Annotated in this window: 17 protein-coding genes; 11 read left to right on the top strand and 6 right to left on the bottom strand. The window is 63.0% G+C overall.

Features of this window, described 5'->3' with window-relative positions; all coding sequences use genetic code 11:
* Nucleotides 1–142 precede the first annotated feature (142 nt).
* Nucleotides 143–850: a glutathione S-transferase N-terminal domain-containing protein gene (locus tag HSDC_RS11130; protein WP_064700034.1), complete on the top strand. Its 708-nt coding sequence runs from the start codon at nt 143–145 to the stop codon at nt 848–850.
* 14 nt (nt 851–864) lie between these two features.
* On the opposite strand, the gene HSDC_RS11125 is transcribed toward HSDC_RS11130, so the two are convergent.
* Both HSDC_RS11125 and uraD read right to left on the bottom strand, forming a co-directional pair.
* The gene (locus HSDC_RS11125; protein ID WP_064700033.1) at nt 865–1,488 is read right to left on the bottom strand and encodes a phosphoribosyltransferase; all 624 of its coding nucleotides are present in this window, start codon (nt 1,486–1,488) and stop codon (nt 865–867) included.
* Nucleotides 1,489–1,546: 58 nt separating this feature from the next.
* Nucleotides 1,547–2,071 carry a 2-oxo-4-hydroxy-4-carboxy-5-ureidoimidazoline decarboxylase gene (uraD, locus tag HSDC_RS11120; protein WP_064700032.1) on the bottom strand — a complete coding sequence of 175 codons (525 nt, stop codon included), beginning with the start codon at nt 2,069–2,071 and terminating at the stop codon, nt 1,547–1,549.
* A gap of 198 nt (nt 2,072–2,269) precedes the next feature.
* Between uraD and uraH the strand changes: the two genes are divergently transcribed.
* The 3 genes from uraH to HSDC_RS11105 all read left to right on the top strand — a co-directional run bounded on the left by uraH (nt 2,270) and on the right by HSDC_RS11105 (nt 4,811).
* The gene (uraH, locus tag HSDC_RS11115) at nt 2,270–2,623 is read left to right on the top strand and encodes a hydroxyisourate hydrolase (protein WP_064700031.1); all 354 of its coding nucleotides are present in this window, start codon (nt 2,270–2,272) and stop codon (nt 2,621–2,623) included.
* 51 nt (nt 2,624–2,674) lie between these two features.
* On the top strand, nt 2,675–3,946 hold the full coding sequence (locus tag HSDC_RS11110) for a urate hydroxylase PuuD (RefSeq protein ID WP_064700030.1): 1,272 nt from the start codon (nt 2,675–2,677) through the stop codon (nt 3,944–3,946).
* Nucleotides 3,947–4,070: 124 nt separating this feature from the next.
* A complete protein-coding gene (locus HSDC_RS11105) occupies nt 4,071–4,811 on the top strand; it encodes a GntR family transcriptional regulator (RefSeq protein ID WP_064700029.1) in 741 nt (246 codons plus the stop codon).
* An 80-nt stretch (nt 4,812–4,891) separates the two neighbouring features.
* Here the strand turns inward: HSDC_RS11105 and HSDC_RS11100 are convergent, their stop codons facing one another.
* The 3 genes from HSDC_RS11100 to HSDC_RS11090 all read right to left on the bottom strand — a co-directional run bounded on the left by HSDC_RS11100 (nt 4,892) and on the right by HSDC_RS11090 (nt 8,654).
* Complete coding sequence (locus HSDC_RS11100; RefSeq protein WP_064700028.1) at nt 4,892–6,340, bottom strand: NCS1 family nucleobase:cation symporter-1; 1,449 nt, start codon at nt 6,338–6,340, stop codon at nt 4,892–4,894.
* Nucleotides 6,341–6,412: 72 nt separating this feature from the next.
* Nucleotides 6,413–7,744: an NCS1 family transporter gene (locus tag HSDC_RS11095; protein ID WP_137055286.1), complete on the bottom strand. Its 1,332-nt coding sequence runs from the start codon at nt 7,742–7,744 to the stop codon at nt 6,413–6,415.
* A 169-nt stretch (nt 7,745–7,913) separates the two neighbouring features.
* A complete protein-coding gene (locus HSDC_RS11090) occupies nt 7,914–8,654 on the bottom strand; it encodes an aspartate/glutamate racemase family protein (protein WP_064700026.1) in 741 nt (246 codons plus the stop codon).
* 595 nt (nt 8,655–9,249) lie between these two features.
* Between HSDC_RS11090 and puuE the strand changes: the two genes are divergently transcribed.
* The gene (gene puuE / locus HSDC_RS11085; protein WP_064700025.1) at nt 9,250–10,185 is read left to right on the top strand and encodes an allantoinase PuuE; all 936 of its coding nucleotides are present in this window, start codon (nt 9,250–9,252) and stop codon (nt 10,183–10,185) included.
* A gap of 108 nt (nt 10,186–10,293) precedes the next feature.
* On the opposite strand, the gene HSDC_RS11080 is transcribed toward puuE, so the two are convergent.
* Nucleotides 10,294–11,661 carry a YfcC family protein gene (locus tag HSDC_RS11080; RefSeq protein WP_244534469.1) on the bottom strand — a complete coding sequence of 456 codons (1,368 nt, stop codon included), beginning with the start codon at nt 11,659–11,661 and terminating at the stop codon, nt 10,294–10,296.
* Between the two features lie 316 nt (nt 11,662–11,977).
* Between HSDC_RS11080 and HSDC_RS11075 the strand changes: the two genes are divergently transcribed.
* The 6 genes from HSDC_RS11075 (at nt 11,978) to HSDC_RS11050 (ending at nt 19,119) form a co-directional block, all read left to right on the top strand.
* Nucleotides 11,978–12,514: an ureidoglycolate lyase gene (locus tag HSDC_RS11075; protein WP_064700023.1), complete on the top strand. Its 537-nt coding sequence runs from the start codon at nt 11,978–11,980 to the stop codon at nt 12,512–12,514.
* On the top strand, nt 12,511–13,362 hold the full coding sequence (locus tag HSDC_RS11070; RefSeq protein ID WP_064700022.1) for a bifunctional allantoicase/(S)-ureidoglycine aminohydrolase: 852 nt from the start codon (nt 12,511–12,513) through the stop codon (nt 13,360–13,362). The genes HSDC_RS11075 and HSDC_RS11070 overlap by 4 nt, the downstream gene beginning before the upstream one ends.
* A gap of 304 nt (nt 13,363–13,666) precedes the next feature.
* A complete protein-coding gene (gene gcl / locus HSDC_RS11065) occupies nt 13,667–15,442 on the top strand; it encodes a glyoxylate carboligase (RefSeq protein ID WP_064700021.1) in 1,776 nt (591 codons plus the stop codon).
* Between the two features lie 67 nt (nt 15,443–15,509).
* Nucleotides 15,510–16,286, top strand: coding sequence for a hydroxypyruvate isomerase (hyi, locus tag HSDC_RS11060; protein WP_064700020.1), 777 nt, complete (start codon nt 15,510–15,512; stop codon nt 16,284–16,286).
* Nucleotides 16,287–16,629: 343 nt separating this feature from the next.
* Nucleotides 16,630–17,517: a 2-hydroxy-3-oxopropionate reductase gene (locus HSDC_RS11055; protein WP_064700019.1), complete on the top strand. Its 888-nt coding sequence runs from the start codon at nt 16,630–16,632 to the stop codon at nt 17,515–17,517.
* 291 nt (nt 17,518–17,808) lie between these two features.
* Nucleotides 17,809–19,119: a glycerate kinase type-2 family protein gene (locus tag HSDC_RS11050; RefSeq protein WP_064700018.1), complete on the top strand. Its 1,311-nt coding sequence runs from the start codon at nt 17,809–17,811 to the stop codon at nt 19,117–19,119.
* Nucleotides 19,120–19,173 lie beyond the last annotated feature (54 nt).

Below are 19,173 nucleotides of genomic sequence, written 5' to 3'. Positions count from 1 at the left end.
GTTGGCCGGTGTGAAGTGCGTGACCTCGAGGCGGCGACACCCAAGTGGCTATACCAAAGCACAAGAGAGGAAAGACAATTGGCGAGTCGGGGGGCGGGCTGGCACTATCGAGTCTTTCCTTCATCGAACATGAGGAGTCGGCATGTCACGGGTGCTCTACGATCTCTGCGGTATCGACGAGGCGCTGCGTTTCTCTCCCTATTGCTGGCGGGTGCGCTATGCCCTGGCTCACAAGGGGCTCGATGTCGAAACACGCCCCTGGCGCTTCAGCGAGAAACAAGCCTTGGCCTTCGCCAACCATGACAAGGTTCCGGTGCTCGTCGACGGCGAGACGGTGGTGGCCGACAGCTACGAGATCCTTCGCTATCTGGATCGTGCCTATCCCGAGGCGCCGCTGCTGGGAGACAGCATGGCGGACGCGCGCGGGCGTTTCCTGGCGCATTATTCCGAGCGTTCCCTGGCGCCGGCGATACTGCGCATCATCATCATGGATCTGCTCAATGCCATTCACCCGGATGACCGGGAGTATTTCCGCGAGACCCGCGAGAAGCGCTTCGGCCGTAGCCTGGAGGAGGTGCATTCGCCGGTGAGGGGGCTGTCGCAGCTCGACACCGCCCTGGAACCGCTGCGCGCGCGGCTCGGGGAAGCGTCGTATCTCGATGGCGAGGTGCCGGGCGGGGCCGACTACATCGTCTTTGGCAAGTTCATGTGGGCGCGTTGTGTCTCCAGTGCCGACCTGGTCTCCAATGCCGATCCCGTCCATGCCTGGCTCGAGCGCATGCTCGATCTGTACGGCGGATTGGGTCGCCAGGCGACGCGGATTACGGATATCGAGGGCGCTTACCGCTGAAGCGCGAAGAGCTCTTATCCCGGCTGACTGCCCAGCAAGTGAATCACCTCATCGTCGTCGACCGGTGAGAAGTCGGCGTAGAACTGGCCGACGGCACGAAAGTGTGCCGGTGTCTCGGGGCAGATCACCTCGTCGGCAAGGCGCTCCAGGCGTGCCAGGGTCTCCGGCGGGGCCACGCCGAGGGCGGCGATCAGGCGTGCGGGGCCACGTGGCCGAAGGCTTTCCAGGGCGGTCGTCATGGTCGCTCCGGTGGCACTGCCGTCATCCACGACGACGACGAGACGCTCGGCCGGATCGATGGGCGCACGTACCGGCGTGTAACGCTGGCGGCGCTCTGCGATCAGCGCCCGCTGCCGCTCGATCTCCCGGGTGATCGCGGCTTCGCCGAAGCGATTGGCGCTGTCTTCCAGCCAGATGCGATCCCCTTCGCCAACCGCGCCGATGGCGAATTCCGGACTGCCCGGCGCGCCCAGCTTGCGCACCAGCACGACATCCAGTTCACCTTCCAGGATATCGGCGATGCGTCGTCCCATGGGCACGCCACCCCGGGGGATGGCGAGTATCAGCGGGTTCTGCCCCTTCAGGTGGGTGAGCCGCCGTGCCAGCGACTCGGCGGCTTCCAGTCGGTGACGGAACATCGCATCGTCCTCAATGCCGCTTGGCGTTCCGTCAGTATAGTGGTCCTGGCCCGAACCTTCAGGCGGCGCGGTCGCTGAGCCGGAAGGCGGCGATCCGGTTGATCTGTTCGATAGCGGTGCGGCGCTCCTCGGCGAGGTCGTTCTTCAGGCGCGTCTCGAATGCCTCCAGGATGGCATGGCGATCGCTGCCCTTGACGGCCATCACGAAGGGGAAGCCGAAACGGGCCTTGTAGGCTTCGTTCAGGCGTTCGAAGCGAGCCAGCTCCTCCGGTGTGCACTGGTCGAGGCCGGCGCCGGCCTGTTCCCGGGTGGAATCATCGGTGAGCTCGCCGGCGACCGCAGCCTTGCCGGCCAGGTCGGGGTGGGCGCGAATCACTTCCAGCTGACGCTCGGCGTCGGCCGATGCCAGCACCTCGCCCATGGTCGCGGCGAGGCCTTCCGGCGTGTCTTGGGCAGCGCCCAGGCCACGCTCCCAGGCCAGTTCGGCCACCCAGGGCGAGTGCTCGTAGATGTCGCCATACTGATCGATGAAAGCGTCCCGATCCAGTGTGCTGGGACGGGGAGAGAGCAGCTTGTCACTCATGACGGGAGTCTCCTTGCGGTCGGGAATCAGGTTCGCGTTATGGTGCTCCGATAAACTGTATACAAAAAATGTTTTGAAATGTACCCTTATTGGTACTAAAAATGTCTTCAAGAGCAGCGTGCCTCTGAGCGCCGCCGTCGAGAGACGTGCGTCAGGCAGGCCAGGGTACGCCGGTTCCAACGACTGGAGGAGAAACACATGGGATACCTGACGACGCATGTGCTGGATACTGCCTCGGGGCTTCCGGGCAAGGGCATCCGTATCGAGGTCTATCGTCTCGAAGGCGGCGAGCGCACCCGGCTGACCGAGGTCGTGACCAACGATGACGGTCGTTGCGATTCGCCCATCCTGGAAGGCGAGGCCTTCGGTGTCGGCGAATACGAACTGGTCTTCCATGCCGGCGAGTATCTGGACCGGCAGGGCGTGGCCGGCGACGCGCCGCGCTTTCTGGACGTGATTCCGCTGCGCTTCGGGGTGGCCGATGCGTCCCAGCATTATCATGTGCCGCTGCTGCTGTCGCCTTACAGCTACTCCACCTATCGGGGAAGCTGAGGGAAGCGTTCACCAAGACAACAACCGCATAATTCCAACGAGGCCTGACCGATGGAAGCCTATTTTCTGGATTTCGCCAACCTCCTGTTGAGGTGGCTGCATGTGATCGCCGCCATTGCCTGGATCGGCGAATCGATCTATTTCGTGATGCTGGACAACAGCCTGCGCTCGCCCAAGGCCGACGAGGACAAGCAGAAGGGCGTGTTCGGCGAGATGTGGGCCGTGCACGGCGGCGGTTTCTACCATAACCAGAAGTACGCCAGCGCCCCGGCGAAGTTGCCCGAGGATCTGCACTGGTCATTCTGGAAATCGTATGCCACCTGGCTGTCGGGTTTCGCGCTGTTCGTGCTGCTGTACATGGCCAACCCGAGCTTCTATCTGGTCAATCCAGGCAGCGACTGGGAGTGGGCTGCCAACCTGAGCGGCTGGCAGGCCAATGTGGTGGCGCTGCTGTTCCTGCTCGGTGGCTGGGTGATCTACAACGAGCTGTGCAAGCGCATCAGCCCCAATATGGACCGCGATGGCATCCTGAGCCTCGCCGTGGCCGTGATGATGGTGGTGGTCGCTTACCTGAGCACCCAGATCTTCTCCGGTCGGGCGGCCTTCCTGTTGACCGGCGCGGTCATGGCCACCGCCATGTCGGCAAACGTCTTCTTCTGGATCATCCCCGGCCAGCGCCGCATGGTGAAGGCGATGAAGGCCGGCGAGACACCGAACCCGCTGGACGGCAAGCGCGGCAAGCAGCGCTCGGTGCACAACACCTACTTCACGCTGCCGGTGGTGTTGCTGATGATCAGCAACCACTACTCCTTCGCGTATTCCCATGACCTGGCCTGGGTGATCATGACGTTGTTCATCTTCGCCGGGGCCTTGATTCGCCAGTTCTTTGTGCTGATGCACGCCGGACAGATCAAGCCGGCCTATCCGGCTGCCGGCGTCGCCCTGATCCTGGTCGCGATATGGGTTGGCGCGCCGGCCAGCAGCGTCGACGACGAGGCCACGACCGCTTCCGCCGAGACATCCAGCGCCGTGTCGGAGACCGAAGCGTCCGAATCGGCGGCGCAAGTGGCGGCATCCGACGGTGGGGCCGCGGGCCATGCCGAGCAGATCGTCATCGATCGCTGTGCCCAGTGTCATGCCGAAAGCCCGTCATACGATGGATTCTCGGCGCCGCCGGCCGGAGTGGTGCTGGAGACGCCCGAACAGGTGCTGCGCCAGGTCGAGCAGATCAAGCAAGTGGTGGCCAATGGCTACATGCCGCTTGGCAACGTCACCCAGATGACGGACGAAGAGCGTACCGAGATCGCCAACTGGTCGCCCTGACCCGATCGCGATCCGGCAAGCCCGATCCCGCCGCCCGCCGATTTCGGCGGGCGGCGGTCGTGTCGACGACGGAAATGCGTATACAATAGTCGTCGTATCGGGTTTTCAGGGAGATGAGCGATCCATGAACCAGCGTCGGGCCGCAACCGAGCGCAAGGCCAACGAAAAGACGGGCCGTCCTGGCAAGAACGGGGATGGGCCCGAACGTCATGAGTCGATCTATCACGCCATCAGCGATGCCATCATCGAGCACCGTCTGAAACCCGGTGCCCGGCTGCGCGAGGATGCCTTGTCCGAGGTGTTCGGCGTCAGCCGCACCGGCATCCGCAAGATCCTGCAGCGCCTGGCCCTGGAGCAACTGGTGACGCTGACGCCACGCCGGGGCGCGAGTGTCACGCGGCCCACCGCCGATGAGGCCAAGGATGTCTTCGATGCCCGCCAGATGATCGAGTGCGGTCTGATGCCGGAGGTTGCCCGGCGCATGACGCCCGAAGCGGCCGAGGAGTTGCGTGACATGGCGCGTCGTGAACGCGAGGCGCTCAAGGGCGGCGAGCAGAGTACCGCCATCAAGCTCTCCGCCGCCTTCCACGGGCGCCTGGCGCGCCTGTCGGGCAATGCCACCCTGGCGGATTTCGTTGAACGCCTGTGCTCGCGTTCTTCCTTGATTCTTGCGGTCTATGGCAATGCCGGCCACCTGGGATGTGAATCCCACGATCACGAGGATCTGCTGAGCTTTCTCGAGCAAGGTAATGGCGAACGTGCCCAGGCGTTCATGAGCCGGCATCTCAAGGCTATCGAGGCGTCCCTCTCCATCCATGAGGAAGAAGAGGAAACGCCGGATCTGTATCGCATCTTCTCCGCCTGAACGGCGGTGATCCATTCTTGCTGGCTTTTTCTGCCGGCTTGCTTACCGCTTCTGCCGGCTTGCGTCCGCCTGGCTGTTCGTCAGGAGGCGGTGACGGGCAGGCGCCGTCCCCGCATCAGCAGGTAATGGAAGAGTCCGCCGAGGGCCGCGCCGATCAGCCAGGCATAGCCGCCCAGTGCCTCAAGCGCCGGTACCCAGACCGACGACACGGAGAACAGCGCGGCCAGAGCGAAGGCGATCAGGGCGCGGTGGTTCCAGCCCTTGACGTAGTAATAGGCGCCATCCGGGTCGGCGGAGAAGATGTCCTGGATGTTCAGGCGCTGGCGCTTCAGCAGGTAGTAGTCGACCACGATGATGCCGTAGAAGGGGGCCACCACGGCACCGAGGGCGTTGACGAAACCGGCGACGCCGATCTTGCTGATGACGGCCATCCACAGAGCGCCGACGAAGAAGGCGATCACGGCGGTGATCAGGCCGCCGACGCGAAAGCTGATGCGACGCGGAAAGAGGTTGGCCAGGTCATAGGCCGGCGGGATGAAGTTGGCGACGAGGTTGATGCCCACGGTGGCAGCGAAGAAGGTGATGGCGGCGACAATGGTCAACGGCAGTGAATCGACCCGGTCGATGATGTCCGACGGGTTGGTCAGCGTCTCGCCAAACAGTGCCAGGGTGCCGGCCGTGATGATCAGGGCAATGAAGGAAAAGAAGGCAACATTGAGCGGCAGACCCAGCAGGTTGCCGAGCTTCATCTCGCGCTCGCTCTTCACGAAGCGGGTGAAGTCGCCAAAGTTGATCACCACCGCGGCGAAGTAGGCGATCATGGTGCCGGTGATGGCCATGAAGGCGGTCAGGGCATTGCCTTCGTAGTCGCTGGCACCGCTGAAGATGGTGCTCACTGCCGGCAGGAGATCGCTGCCTGCCTTGAACCAGACGATGAGCATCAGCGCGACCATCACCACGTAGACCAGCGGTCCCGCCCAGTTGAGGAAGTGCTTGATACGCTCGATGCCTTGCCAGAACAGGGCGATCTGGAAGCACCAGACGATCACGAAGGAAAGCCAGTCCAGCGCCGTCATGCCGAGCCACTGGCCGCCGGGGTCGCCGAACAGCGAGGTGAGCAGCAGCGAGACGGCGGTGGACGCGAAATAGGTCTGCACGCCATACCAGAAGATACCGATGATGGCCCGCAGCATGGCCGGGAAGTTGGCGCCGTGGACGCCCATGCTGGCGCGGATCATCACCGGAAAGGGAATGCCGTACTTGACGCTCGGCTTGCCGGTCAGGTTGACCAGTACCATCACCACGAAGCCGGCGAGCACGATGGCTGCCATGACCGCCCAGCCATTGAGGCCATAGGAAATGAACAGCGACGCGGCCAGTGTGTAGCCGAACAGGCTCTGGATGTCGTTCGACCAGACATTGAAAATCTCGAACCAGCCCCAGGTGCGTCGCTCCGACTTGATCGGTGCGAGATCGTCGTTGTACAGGCGTGGGTCGTGGTGCTGGATGTCCAGTTCTTGGTCCGTCATGAAGCGTTGCCTTCTGGTCTTGTTGGCAGACGAAGGCCCACCCCGGCGGGAGGGCCATCACGTGGGAACGGTTCAGTCGCGAAAGCGTTGGCAAGGTGCCCAGTAACGCATCAACAGATAATAGGTCAGGCCCGCCGGGATCAGGCTGGCGTACCAGGACACGGTGGAAATGCTGAAGGCGGCGATCACGCCTACCGCTGTGGCCACCAGGGCGGCAACGTTGACGCCGCGGTAGGGGCCGTTCTCGTCGTACAGCTTGCCGAGATCCAGGGTGCGGCGGCGAATCAGGTAATAGTCCACCACCAGCACCGCGAAGATCGGGCCGAGGAAGGCCGAGTAGGTCTGCACGAACATCTGCAGGCCAGCGGCGGACTCATCCTTGACCAGCTCCCAGGGGAAAGTGGCGAAGGCCAGCAGCCCCACGATCACGGTGGCGGTGCGGAATTTCAGCTTGAAGGCATCCATCAGTACATAGGTCGGTGGCACCACATTGTTGAGCACATTGGTGGTGACCTGGGCGAAGGCGATGAACAACAGGGTGGTCATCAGCAGGGGCGTGTTGTCCACGGCATTGGCAAAGACCTTGACCGGATCCGCCACGCCGGTTGCCTCGGACACCATGTAGCCGATCAGTCCCATGAACAGCGTGCAGGGCAGGATCGACATGGCGTAGATCGTGGTCAGCAGGCCCGGCCCGGTGCCTTCCTTGTGCTCGCGTGAGTAGTCGCTGACATTGAGCATCATGGTGCTGTAGATGCCCAGGAACAGCATGGTCGCGCCCCAGAACGGCAAGCCCCAGGAGCCTTCCATGGTCAGCATGCTGGCAGAAAGCTCGTCACCGTAGCGCTGCACCGTGCTGTAGAACATGTAGACCAGCGAACAGAGAATGAAGGCGCTGCCGATGTTTTCCAGCCACTTGATGCCCTGGAAGCCCAGCACCGACAGGGCGATCTGCAGCAACTGGAAGGTGATGAAGAAGAAGACCAGGTTGTCGAAACCGAACAGGGTCGCCGAGACCATGTTCAGGGCGCCGGCGCCGATCCAGCTCTGGAAACCGTACCAGACGATGGCGGGCACAGCGCGTACCAGCCCCGGCAGTCGGGTGCCGGAGAAGCCGAAGGCACTGCGTGCCTGGACCATGAAGGGAATACCGTACTTGTAGCCGGGAGCCCCGTTCAGGGCCAGGGCCAGGCCGATCACGAAGCAGCCGATGGCGATGGCCAGGGTCGCCTGGATGAGGTTGAGACTGCCGACGACGCTGGAGCCCATGGTGAAGGTGCCGATCGACACGCAGCCGCCGAACCAGGCCAGCAGGTAGGAGGTGCGCCCCATGATGCGCGTCTGCTGGGGCGCCAGGGATTCGTTGCCCGCCGCCTTGGTGCCCGATTCGGGAGCGGGGGGCATCGCGGGATCGGTAGCGGTCTTGGCGCCATTCGGGGCGCCCGAGGGGGAAGGTGCCATGGTGGTGTCCTCGCAAGTGATTCGATGATTGTCGTTGTTGCCGATTTCCGCGGGGAAACCGGTGAGGCTTGCGGTGTGTGGCCTGATGCGATGTCAGGCGGGGTTGGCGTGTTTATTCGGTGGAGCCGGACAGATGCTCGAAGCGACCGACGAATGTCTTGGGCCGGGGGAAGGCAAGGTCGCCATGCTTGCTGGTGCCGAGGCCTAGTCCGACGAGTGCCTCGGCCAGCTTGACCGCGGCGGTCACGCCTTCGACGACCGGCAAGCCGACCGCATTGGCGATTTCGTCGGTGAGGTCGGCCATGCCGCCGCAACCCAGCACGATGGCGCCGACGCCATCCTCGTCGCGTGCGCGTCGGCATTCTTCGATGATGCGAGCCAGGGCGGCGTCGCTATCGCTCTCGAGGTCGAGCACGGGGATCTCGGCGGCGCGCACCCGGCGGCAGTGATGACGGAAGCCGTATTGATCGAGCAGGTGTTCGGCGATGATGCCGGTGCGTCCCAGAGTGGTGACGACCGAGAAGCGCGTGCTGATCAAGGACGCCATGTGAAAGGCGGCCTCGGCAATGCCGATCACTGGTGCGCGGGTCACTTCTCGTGCTGCCAGTAGTCCGGGATCGCCGAAGCAGGCAATGACATGGGCATCCGCGCCCTCCCGGTCGCCGGCTGCCACTTCCTCCAGCACACCCACGGCACTGATGGCCTCATCGAAATGGCTCTCGATGGAAACCGGGCCATGTGCCGGCTGGGTCGCCATGATGTGGGTATCTGCCGCGGCAATACGCCGTGCTGCGGCAGCAATGGTGTCGGTCATGCTACGGGTGGTGTTGGGGTTGATGACATTGAGGCGCATGTCGGCTCCCGGAAGGTTGTTTTTGTGAACAAAGTTTAAAGGTGTTGTACACAAAATAGGATTGAATGGTGCCCGAAGCAAGGAGTTTTTTGCACTTGGAGGAGGGCGGGTTTTCGTCTATTAAACAATAGGTTATTGGAAGCATGCGAATGATTTTATACGGATCATTGTGTGCACAATAAATGTGTTCAATATTTCGGATTAATGTGGTCCAGATTGTGTGTTTTTCTGCATACTGTTTTGCGAGCTGTATGTCTGGCTTCCCCTACGAGCAGGACCGTGAGCGAATAAGCGCTGGGTCATGAACGAGGGAGAAAGGCGTAATCAGGAACGATAACGGCGTTCGGATCATTGGGGTTGATTTTTTGTATACAAGAGTGGAGCCTGAAGAGGCCCCTGCTGACAGGGCAAAAGACCTGCACTCGGTACGCGGCCGGAGGTGGTGACCGGGAGGAGGGGCTTGCAACCATGATGAGTACACACTAGTATTTTATTGTATACATTTAGTGTCGCTCAGAATGCGGCTGCCATGCGCCGAGGCCGATGACGACAGGCCGCAACACGAGCGTCGCGAGAACAAGAAGGAAGCTTCGTCATGACATCATCGACTCGACGTGACTATCCGCGGGACCTGATCGGTTATGGGCGTACGCCGCCCCAGGCCGATTGGCCGGGCCGAGCGCGCATCGCCGTCCAGTTCGTGCTCAACTACGAGGAAGGCGGTGAGAACTGCGTGCTGCACGGCGACAGTGGGTCGGAGCAGTTCCTGTCCGAGATCATCGGTGCCGAATCCTATCCGGATCGTCACTTGAGCATGGAATCGATCTACGAGTACGGCTCCCGAGCGGGCGTCTGGCGAGTGCTTCGCGAGTTCGAACGTCGCGGCCTGCCGCTGACCGTCTTTGGTGTGGCCATGGCCCTGGAACGCAATCCGGAAGTGGCGCAGGCCTTCAAGGAGCTGGGACACGAGATCGCCTGTCACGGCTATCGCTGGATCCACTACCAGAAAGTGCCCGAGCATATCGAGCGCGAGCACATGCGCCGCGCCATCGAGATCTTCCAGTCACTGTATGGCGAGACGCCGCTGGGCTGGTATACCGGGCGCGACAGCCCCAATACCCGGCGCCTGGTGCTCGACGAGGGGAGCTTCCTCTACGACAGCGACTATTATGGTGACGACCTGCCATTCTGGACGCGTGAGGCCGACAGCCAGGGCCGTGAACACGACCATCTGGTGGTGCCCTATACCCTGGACAGCAACGACATGCGCTTCGCTGCTCCCCAGGGATTCAATACTGCCGACCATTTCTTCACCTACCTGCGTGATGCCTTCGATGTCCTCTACGCCGAGGGCGAGGAAACGCCGAAGATGCTGTCGGTGGGGCTGCATTGCCGTCTGATTGGCCGGCCGGGCCGGTTCCGTGCCCTGCAGCGCTTTCTCGATCACATCGAGGCCCACGACCGCGTCTGGGTCACGCGACGCGTGGATATCGCCCGGCACTGGGCCGAGCGACATCCGGTAGGCCAGTAGGCCATCGTGCGATGCCCCGGCCCCATGGTGACAAGTGTCGCAGCGGCCGAGGCGTGGCGGCTGGGCGGCGATATCAGGCGGGGAGGTGTCGATCAGCTTCCTGAGTGCCTAGCCGGTCCATTGGATGGCCTGGGCGAAGGCCAGAAGGCAAAGCGAGATCAACACCCAAGTGCAGAACAGCGGGAAGAAGAACTTGACCCACTTCTGCCAGGGGACGCCAGCCAAGGCCAGGGTCGCCATGAAGTAGCCGGATGTGGGGTAGAGGATGTTGCCGATTCCGTCGCCGAGTTGATAGGCGAGTACGGCGGTCTGTCGAGTGACGCCGATGAGGTCGGCCAGGGGCGCCATGATCGGCATGGTCACCAGGGCCTGGCCGCTGCCGGACGGTACCACGAAGTTGAAGCCGAGCTGGGCGAAGTACATGCCGATGGCCGAGAGCAGACCGGGCAGTTCGCCGACCAGGTTGCCCAGCCCGTGGACCAGCGTGTCCATGATCTGGCCATCCTCGAGTACCACGGCGACGCCCCGGGCGATACCGGCGATCATGGCGCCTACCAGGACGTCCCGGAATCCCTGGTTGAACCCCTCGCAGATTTCGTCGCCATTCAGGCCGGCGATCAGGCCAACGACGATCCCCATGACGATGAAAAGGCCGGCCATTTCCATCATGAACCAGCCTTGCGCGAGTACGCCGTATACCAGCAGGGCGAAGAAGCCGAAGGCGGCCAGGGCGGCGAGCTTCTGGCGAGCATTGGCGACCAGGGCCCCTTCGTCGGTGGCATGCTGATAAGAGGCGCGCTTTTCGGCTTCGGTATCATCGTCGGCCATCAGGCTCAGCGAAGGATCGTTGTGGACCTTGCGCGCGTAGCGCATGACGAAAAATATACCGACGCACAACACGATGACGAAGGTGGCGGCGCGCAGGGCGAAGCCCGAATAGAGCGGCAGGCCGGCGAGCTGTTGCCCGAGCCCCGTGTTGATGGGGTTGAGCACGCCGGTGGTGAAGCCGGCCGTCGTGGCGCAGAGCGCGACGGCAGCGGCGGTCACCGAGTCGAAGCGCAGGGCGATCATCAACGGCAGGATGACCGGAACATAGACCAGCGACAGTTCCTGGGTGCCGATCAGCGTGGCCACCACGGCAAAGGTGGTCATGAGCACCGGAATCATCAGCAAGCTTCGATTGGCGAATCGGCGGCTCAGTTTGTCGACGCCGATCTCGATGATGCCGGTGCGTCTCAACACCATGAACATGCCGCCGATCATGAAGGTGAAGAAGACGACCTGGCCGGCGCTCATCAACCCATTGGGAATCGCCAGCATGAAGTCGACCGGCCCGACAGGACTCGATTCGACGTACTGGAAGGATGTCGCGTCGATGGTGGTACGACCGTCCGGCCCGGGGATGCGCTCGTAGGTGCCTGCCGGCACGAAGTACGTGGCGATCGAGGCAAGAGCGATGAAAACGAAAAGAATCACATAGATATGGGGTATCTGAAACGAGCGCTTATGGGTTTTTCGGGAGGCTCGAAGATCAGTGGTCTGAGGCTGTTGGGACATGCAGTACCTCGGATTGTTGTTGGGGGGTGGCACGAGTGCGCCGATGGAAGAAGCGAGGGAGGGTGGCCCATGGCTTCTCCGCTGTTGCCAGCCATCCGATTGAAGCTTAATCTGGAAAGGATTTCCATATTTTTTGAATCATGCCGCTGCCAAGGATCGAGGGCGGACCGGTTCTTGGTCCGCGGGGAGGGCGGCGATGGCCGAGAGGTGGCCCATCTCTCATGCAGGAGGTTATATGCTTGAACTCGAGGCGCGCCCGCTCACTCCAGAAGCGTTCGCTCCCTTCGGCGAGGTGATCGACACGCGTATCGCCGATTACTTTCATATCAATGCCGGCCGAACCCGGCGTTACCACGATCTGGCGCGGGTCGAGACGCTGGGCGAAAAGGCGAGGGCGCTGATCAGCATCTTCGTCAGCCAGCCCGTCGAGGTGCCGCTGACGCTGGACTTCCTCGAACGCCATCCTCAGGGCAGCCAGGCCTTCGTGCCCATGCACGAGGAGCGCTTCCTGGTGGTGGTAGCACCGCCCGGCGAGCGGATCGATCCGGAGAGCGTGCGCGCCTTCGTTACCGATGGGCGCCAGGGAGTCAACTACCGTGCCGGCACCTGGCATGCCATCCAGTCCGTCCTGGAGCGTGAGGGCGAATTCCTGGTGGTGGATCGCGGTGGCGAGGGCAACAACTGCGACGAGTATCCCATCGATATCCGGGTGACCCTGCCCGGGCATGAGGCCGTCGCGTCGTCAGACACTGAATTCGAGGAGAGGCAATGAGCCAGCGTCCCACGACCCAGAGACCATACTACGCTCCCCACGGCGGCCATCCTGGACAGAAGGTCATGACCACCGACCGGGCCATGTTCACCGAGGCCTTCGCGGTGATTCCCAGGGGAGTCTATCGCGATATCGTCACCAGCAAGTTGCCCCATTGGGAGAATACGCGGCTGTGGATCTTGTCTCGGCCGCTCTCCGGCTTCGCGGAAACCTTCTCCCAGTACATCATGGAGGTCTCGCCGGGCGGTGGCAGTGAGCGGCCCGAGTCCGATCCGGGGGCCGAGGGCGTGCTGTTCGTGGTGGAGGGCGAGCTGGTGCTGACGCTGGGTGGCGAGCGGCATCGCATGGTGCCGGGCGGTTATGCCTTCATTCCGCCAGGCAGCGACTGGCAGTTGCGCAACGAAGCCGATGAACCGGTGCGTTTTCACTGGATTCGCAAGGCCTATGAGTTCGTCGACGGCATCGACGTTCCCGAGCCCATCGTGGTCAACGAGAACGATATCGAGCCGACGGTCATGCCGGATTGCAACGAGGTCTGGGCCACCACGCGCTTCGTCGACCCGGACGACATGCGCCACGACATGCACGTGACCATCGTGACCTTCCAGCCGGGCGGGGTGATTCCCTTCGACGAGACTCACGTCATGGAGCACGGTCTCTACGTACTCGAGGGCAAGGCGGTCTACCACCTCAACCAGCAGTGGGTGGAGGTCGAGGCGGGGGACTACATGTGGCTGCGTGCCTTCTGCCCACAGGCCTGCTATGCCGGAGGCCCTGGCCCCTTCCGCTACCTGCTCTACAAGGACGTCAACCGGCACATGGCGCTGCCTTACAGCAAGCGTCGCTGAACGACCTCTCCTCCGTCGCACCATGCCAGCCCGCCCGGCCCTTCGCCGGGCGGGCTTTTGTATGTATCCAGAACGGGATCATCGGGTGTCCGCAGCCGGTTGAAGAAGACGTTGCGCTGTGTATGGCGCCTTCTTCCATGATTTTTCGGGATAATTTTCCATTTTTAGCAACCTATTGAAATTCGGGCGATGAATTTACTGGAAATATTTTTCATGAAGTGTTGACGGCTCCCGGCGAGTGCGCCTAGTCTCTGTATACAGAAATTATTTCCAAAGAATAAAACCCGACACCGGAGGAATCGTCATGGCTCGCATGACCGCTGCGGAAGCTGCCGTTCACGTGCTCAAGAAAGAGGGGGTCGATGTTGCCTTCGGCCTGCCTGGCGCTGCCATCAACCCTTTCTATGCCGCGATGCGCAATGTCGGCGGTGTGGATCACGTCCTGGCGCGCCACGTTGAGGGTGCCTCGCACATGGCCGAAGGCTATACGCGCACCCAGCCGGGTAATGTCGGGGTGTGCATCGGTACCTCCGGGCCCGCCGGCACGGACATGATCACCGGCCTGTATTCGGCTTCTGCCGATTCCATCCCGATCCTGTGCATCACCGGTCAGGCGCCGGCGAACAAGCTGCACAAGGAGGATTTCCAGGCGGTCGACATCAAGGCCATCGCCGGTCCGGTCACCAAGTGGGCCATCACCGTGCTGGAGCCGGCCCAGGTACCCCGTGCCTTTCAGCAGGCTTTCCAGATCATGCGCAGCTCGCGCCCGGGGCCGGTGCTGATCGATCTGCCGATCGACGTGCAGATGACCGAGATCGAGTTCGATCCGGATACCTACGAATCGCTGCCGGCTTACAAGCCGAGTGCCTCTCGCGCGCAGATCGAGAAGGCCATGGGCATGCTCAACGAAGCCGACAAGCCGTTGCTGGTGGCCGGCGGCGGCATCATCAATGCCGATGCTAGCGAGCTGCTCACCGAGTTCGCCGAGCTGACCGGTGTGCCGGTGATCCCGACGCTGATGGGATGGGGCACCATCCCCGACGACCATCCGCTGATGGCGGGTATGGTCGGTCTGCAGACGTCGCATCGTTATGGCAACGCGACCATGCTGGCCTCTGACTTCGTCATGGGGATCGGCAACCGCTGGGCAAATCGCCACACCGGTGCGCTGGATTCCTACACCGAGGGGCGCAAGTTCGTCCATGTGGATATCGAGCCGACCCAGATCGGGCGTATCTTCGGACCGGACTACGGCATCGTCTCCGACGCCAAGGCGGCGCTTGAGCTGTTCGTCGAGGTGGCCCGCGAGTGGCAAGCCAAAGGCAAGCTCAAGGATCGCAGTGCCTGGGCCGAGGAATGCCAGGAGCGCAAGCGAACCCTGCTGCGCAAGACTCACTTCGACAACGTGCCGGTCAAGCCCCAGCGCGTCTACGAGGAGATGAACAAGGCCTTCGGCAAGAATACCCGCTACGTCAGCACCATCGGGCTGTCGCAGATCGCCGGGGCCCAGTTCCTGCACGTCTACAAGCCGCGCCACTGGATCAACTGCGGCCAGGCGGGGCCGCTGGGCTGGACGATCCCGGCCGCGCTCGGGGTGCGACGTGCCGATCCGGATACCGAGATCGTCGCGCTGTCGGGCGACTATGACTTCCAGTTCATGGTCGAGGAACTGGCGGTGGGGGCGCAATTCAACCTGCCCTACCTCCACGTGCTGGTGAACAATTCCTACCTGGGGCTGATTCGTCAGGCCCAGCGCGGCTTCGACATGGACTATCAGGTGCAGTTGTCGTTCGAGAACATCAATTGCCCGGAAATTAACGGCTACGGCGTGGACCATGTCTCCGTGGTGGAGGGCCTGGGCTGCAAGGCACTGCGCGTTACCGATCCTGAGCGGATCGGCGAGGCCTTCGCCGAGGCTCGCGAGCTGATGAAGCAGCATCGCGTGCCGGTGGTGGTCGAGATCATCCTCGAGCGGGTGACCAACATCTCCATGGGCACCGATCTCAAGGGGATCAACGAGTTCGAGGACCTGGCCGAGAACCAGGAAGATGCGCCGACCTCCATCGCCTCTCTGACCTGAGGCATTCAGAAAGCGCAAGGGGCGCCGGGGAAGCCCCGCAAAACCAACGACCCAGAAGGAGTACAAGATGCCCAAGTTTGCTGCCAACCTCAGCATGTTGTTCACCGAGGTGGACTTCCTCGATCGCTTCGAGGCCGCCGCCAAGGCGGGCTTCAAGGGGGTCGAATACCTCTTTCCCTACGATTTCGAGGCCGACGAGATCAAGCAGCGCCTCGATGACAATGGCCTGACCCAGGTGCTGTTCAATCTGCCGGCCGGCGACTGGGGCGCCGGCGAGCGCGGCATCGCCTGTCATCCGGACCGTGTCGAGGAATTCCGTGCCGGCGTCGACCAGGCGATCGAGTACGCCAAGGTGCTGGGCAACACCCAGGTCAACTGCCTGGCCGGCATTCAGCCCGAAGGCGTCAGCGACGACGAGGCGCGCAAGACCCTGGTGGACAACCTGCGCTTTGCCGCCGAGAAGCTCGAGGCCGCCGGCATCCTGTTGATTGCCGAGCCGATCAACACCCGCGACATCCCGGGATTCTTCCTCAACCGCACCGAGCAGGCGCTGGCAGTCTTCGACGAGGTGGGCAGTGGCAACCTCAAGCTGCAGTACGACATCTACCATATGCAGATCATGGAAGGCGACCTGGCGCCGACCATCGAGAAGCACTTTGCCCGCATCGCTCACGTGCAGCTCGCCGACAACCCCGGTCGTCACGAGCCGGGCACCGGCGAGATCAACTATCCCTTCCTGTTCGGTCATCTCGATCGCCTGGGTTATGACGGCTGGATCGGCTGTGAGTACAAGCCGGCCGGGTCTACGCAGGAAGGGCTGGGCTGGCTGGATGGCGTGCGCTGAAACGTGACTGCGCTCGGCATCTCGATCGCCGGCGGTGCTCGGAGTCCTCATGCACTGACACGTACATTCCGGCTCCCCCGCTCCGGCGGCGACCGACCTGCCATCGCTCGTCATACGTTTCGAGACATGGACATTGAAAATTAAAGACTTAAAGAGCTCGTTTTCCGGATGCCATCGCTGATGGGCACCGGGGACAAGGCGGCGCGAGGGTCATCCGCCATGGATGGCGGATGTAGCGCCCAGGGAAGGGGGCACAGCGCCCTCGCGAAGGCTTGTCGCCGGTTAACCCTTCCAACCTCAGCATGGTCGTGAGAGGGGCTCGTATTCCGCAAGGAGAACTATCATGAGCAAGATCGGTTTTATTGGCCTTGGCATCATGGGGCGTCCCATGGCGGGCCACCTGCTGGACGCCGGCCATGAGCTGACCACCGTCAAGCGCGGCAGCCTGGACGAGACCCTGGCCTCCAAGGGGATGAAGGAACTCGACACTCCCAAGGCGGTCGCCGAAGGCGCCGAGGTCGTCATCACCATGGTGCCGGACACACCTGACGTCGAAGAGGTGCTGTTCGGCGAAGGCGGCGTCATCGAAGGACTCAAGCCCGGCACCTTGGTGATCGACATGAGTTCCATCGCGCCGCTGGCCACCCAGGAGTTTGCCAAGCGCATCCACGAGGCTGGCGGCGAGTATGTGGACGCTCCGGTGTCCGGTGGTGAAGGCGGGGCGATCAATGCCGCCCTGACCATCATGGTCGGTGCCACCCAGGAGGGCTTCGAACGCGCCAACCCGCTGCTCGAGATCATGGGCAAGACCATCACCCACATCGGTGGGCACGGTGCCGGCCAGACCTGCAAGGTGGCCAACCAGATCGTCGTGGCGCTGACCATCGAGGCGGTGTCCGAGGGGCTGCTGTTCGCCTCCAAGGCAGGGGCCGACGTGTCCAAGGTGCGCGAATCGCTGCTCGGTGGCCTGGCCCAGTCGAAGATCCTCGACGTGCATGGCCAGCGGATGATCGACCGCACCTTCGATCCCGGCTTCAAGATCAAGCTGCACCAGAAGGATCTCAACCTGGCATTGGAAGGGGCTCGCAGCCTCGACCTGGCACTGCCCGGCACTGCCAATGCCCAGCAACTGTTCCAGGCCTGCGTGGCGAACGGCGGCGCCGACTGGGACCATGCCGGCATTCTGCGTGCCCTCGAACGGCTCGCTGACCATGAAGTCGGCAGCCGCTGAGTCCTTCCCGTCGGTCGTCGTGGCGACCGGCGGGGGACAGGGGAGGTGACTGCTCCCTAATGGCAGGCGTCGGGTCGTCGTCTGCCAGGCCGTTCCACGGCCATTGCCCGGTGACGGACTTCCCCTGAAGCACCCCTCGTCACCGGGCCCTTTTTTTGGGACGTCCTGCATAAATCCCGGTGTAACTTCCGTCCCCGCATGTTAACCCTGAGCATCTGCGAGCGGAGCGATTGCGATGGGATGGCGCTCGCCGATTTATGCAGCACTTTCCTGCGTGAAGGAGAACCTCTGATGAATGCCCTTTCCCCGCTGTTTTCCTCCGACCGACCTGACACCATGCGCCACTGGCTGACGCGTCTCGGCGAGACGGCCGTGGCGGCCGTGCACCCGGACTCTCTGTTGCCCGACAGGCTGCCGACACCGCCGGCCGGCCGCACGCTGGTGGTGGGGGCCGGCAAGGCCGCCGCTGCCATGGCCGCGGCCCTGGAGCGTGCCTGGCAGGTGCGTTACCCCGATGCGCCCCTCGAAGGGCTGGTGGTGACCCGCTATGGGCATGGTGCCGAGTGCCGCGACATCGAGGTGCTCGAGGCGTCCCACCCGATGCCCGATGACCTGAGCGAACGTGCCGCCCGTCGCATGCTCGAGTCTGTCGAGGGGCTCGGTGAGGATGACCTGGTGATCGCCCTGATCTCCGGTGGCGGCTCGGCGCTGATGACACTGCCGGCGCCCGGTGTCGGCCTGGACGAGAAGCAGGCCCTCAACAAGGCCCTGTTGCGCTGCGGTGCACCGATTCGCGAGATCAACACGGTGCGCCGACACCTGTCCGCCATCAAGGGCGGACGCTTGGCTGCCGCCGCGCATCCGGCGCGGGTGCTGACCTGGCTCATCTCGGACGTGCCCGGCGACGAGGCTTCGTTGATCGCCTCCGGCCCGACCCTGCCGGATGCCACCACGCCGGCCGATGCCCTGGCGATTCTCGAGCGACACGGCATCGAGATATCGCCGGGCGTGCGTCGGCATCTGGAAAGCCGTGGCGAGGCGCCGCGCGCCGGTGATGATGCCTTTTCACGGGACGAAAGCGAGATCCTGGCCCGGGCCCGGGATGCCCTGGATGCCGCCCGGACAGCCGCCGAGGCTGAAGGCATCGACGTGCGTCTGCTGGGCGACGATCTGGAAGGAGAGGCGCGTGAACTCGGGCGCGCCCAGGGACGGATGGCGCTGGCCGCCCAGGACGGCCTGTCCCGCCCGCTGCTGATCCTTTCCGGCGGCGAGACCAGCGTGACCGTCCGTGGCGATGGGCGTGGCGGACGCAATGTCGAGTACCTTCTGGGGCTCTTCTCGACCCTCAAGGGGGCCGCCGGCATCCATGCCCTGGCCATCGATACCGATGGCATCGATGGCTCCGAAGACAACGCCGGTGCCATCTTCGGGCCCTCCTGCTGGGAGCGCATGCGTGAACTCGGGCTTGATCCCGACGACTATCTGTCACGTAATGACGCCTATACTTTCTTTGATGCGCTGGATGACCTGATCGTGACCGGTCCGACGCGCACCAACGTCAACGACTTTCGTGCCATTCTGGTATTGCCGAGGACTTCATGACGCTGCCTCCCCATGCTCCGATCCACGAGCCGATTCGCCGCACCAAGATCGTCG

The organism is Halomonas caseinilytica (assembly GCF_001662285.1).
Taxonomy (GTDB): Bacteria; Pseudomonadota; Gammaproteobacteria; order Pseudomonadales; family Halomonadaceae; genus Halomonas; species Halomonas caseinilytica.
Note: the sequence above shows the minus strand (reverse complement) of the source record. Positions and strands in the feature narration are given on the sequence as shown.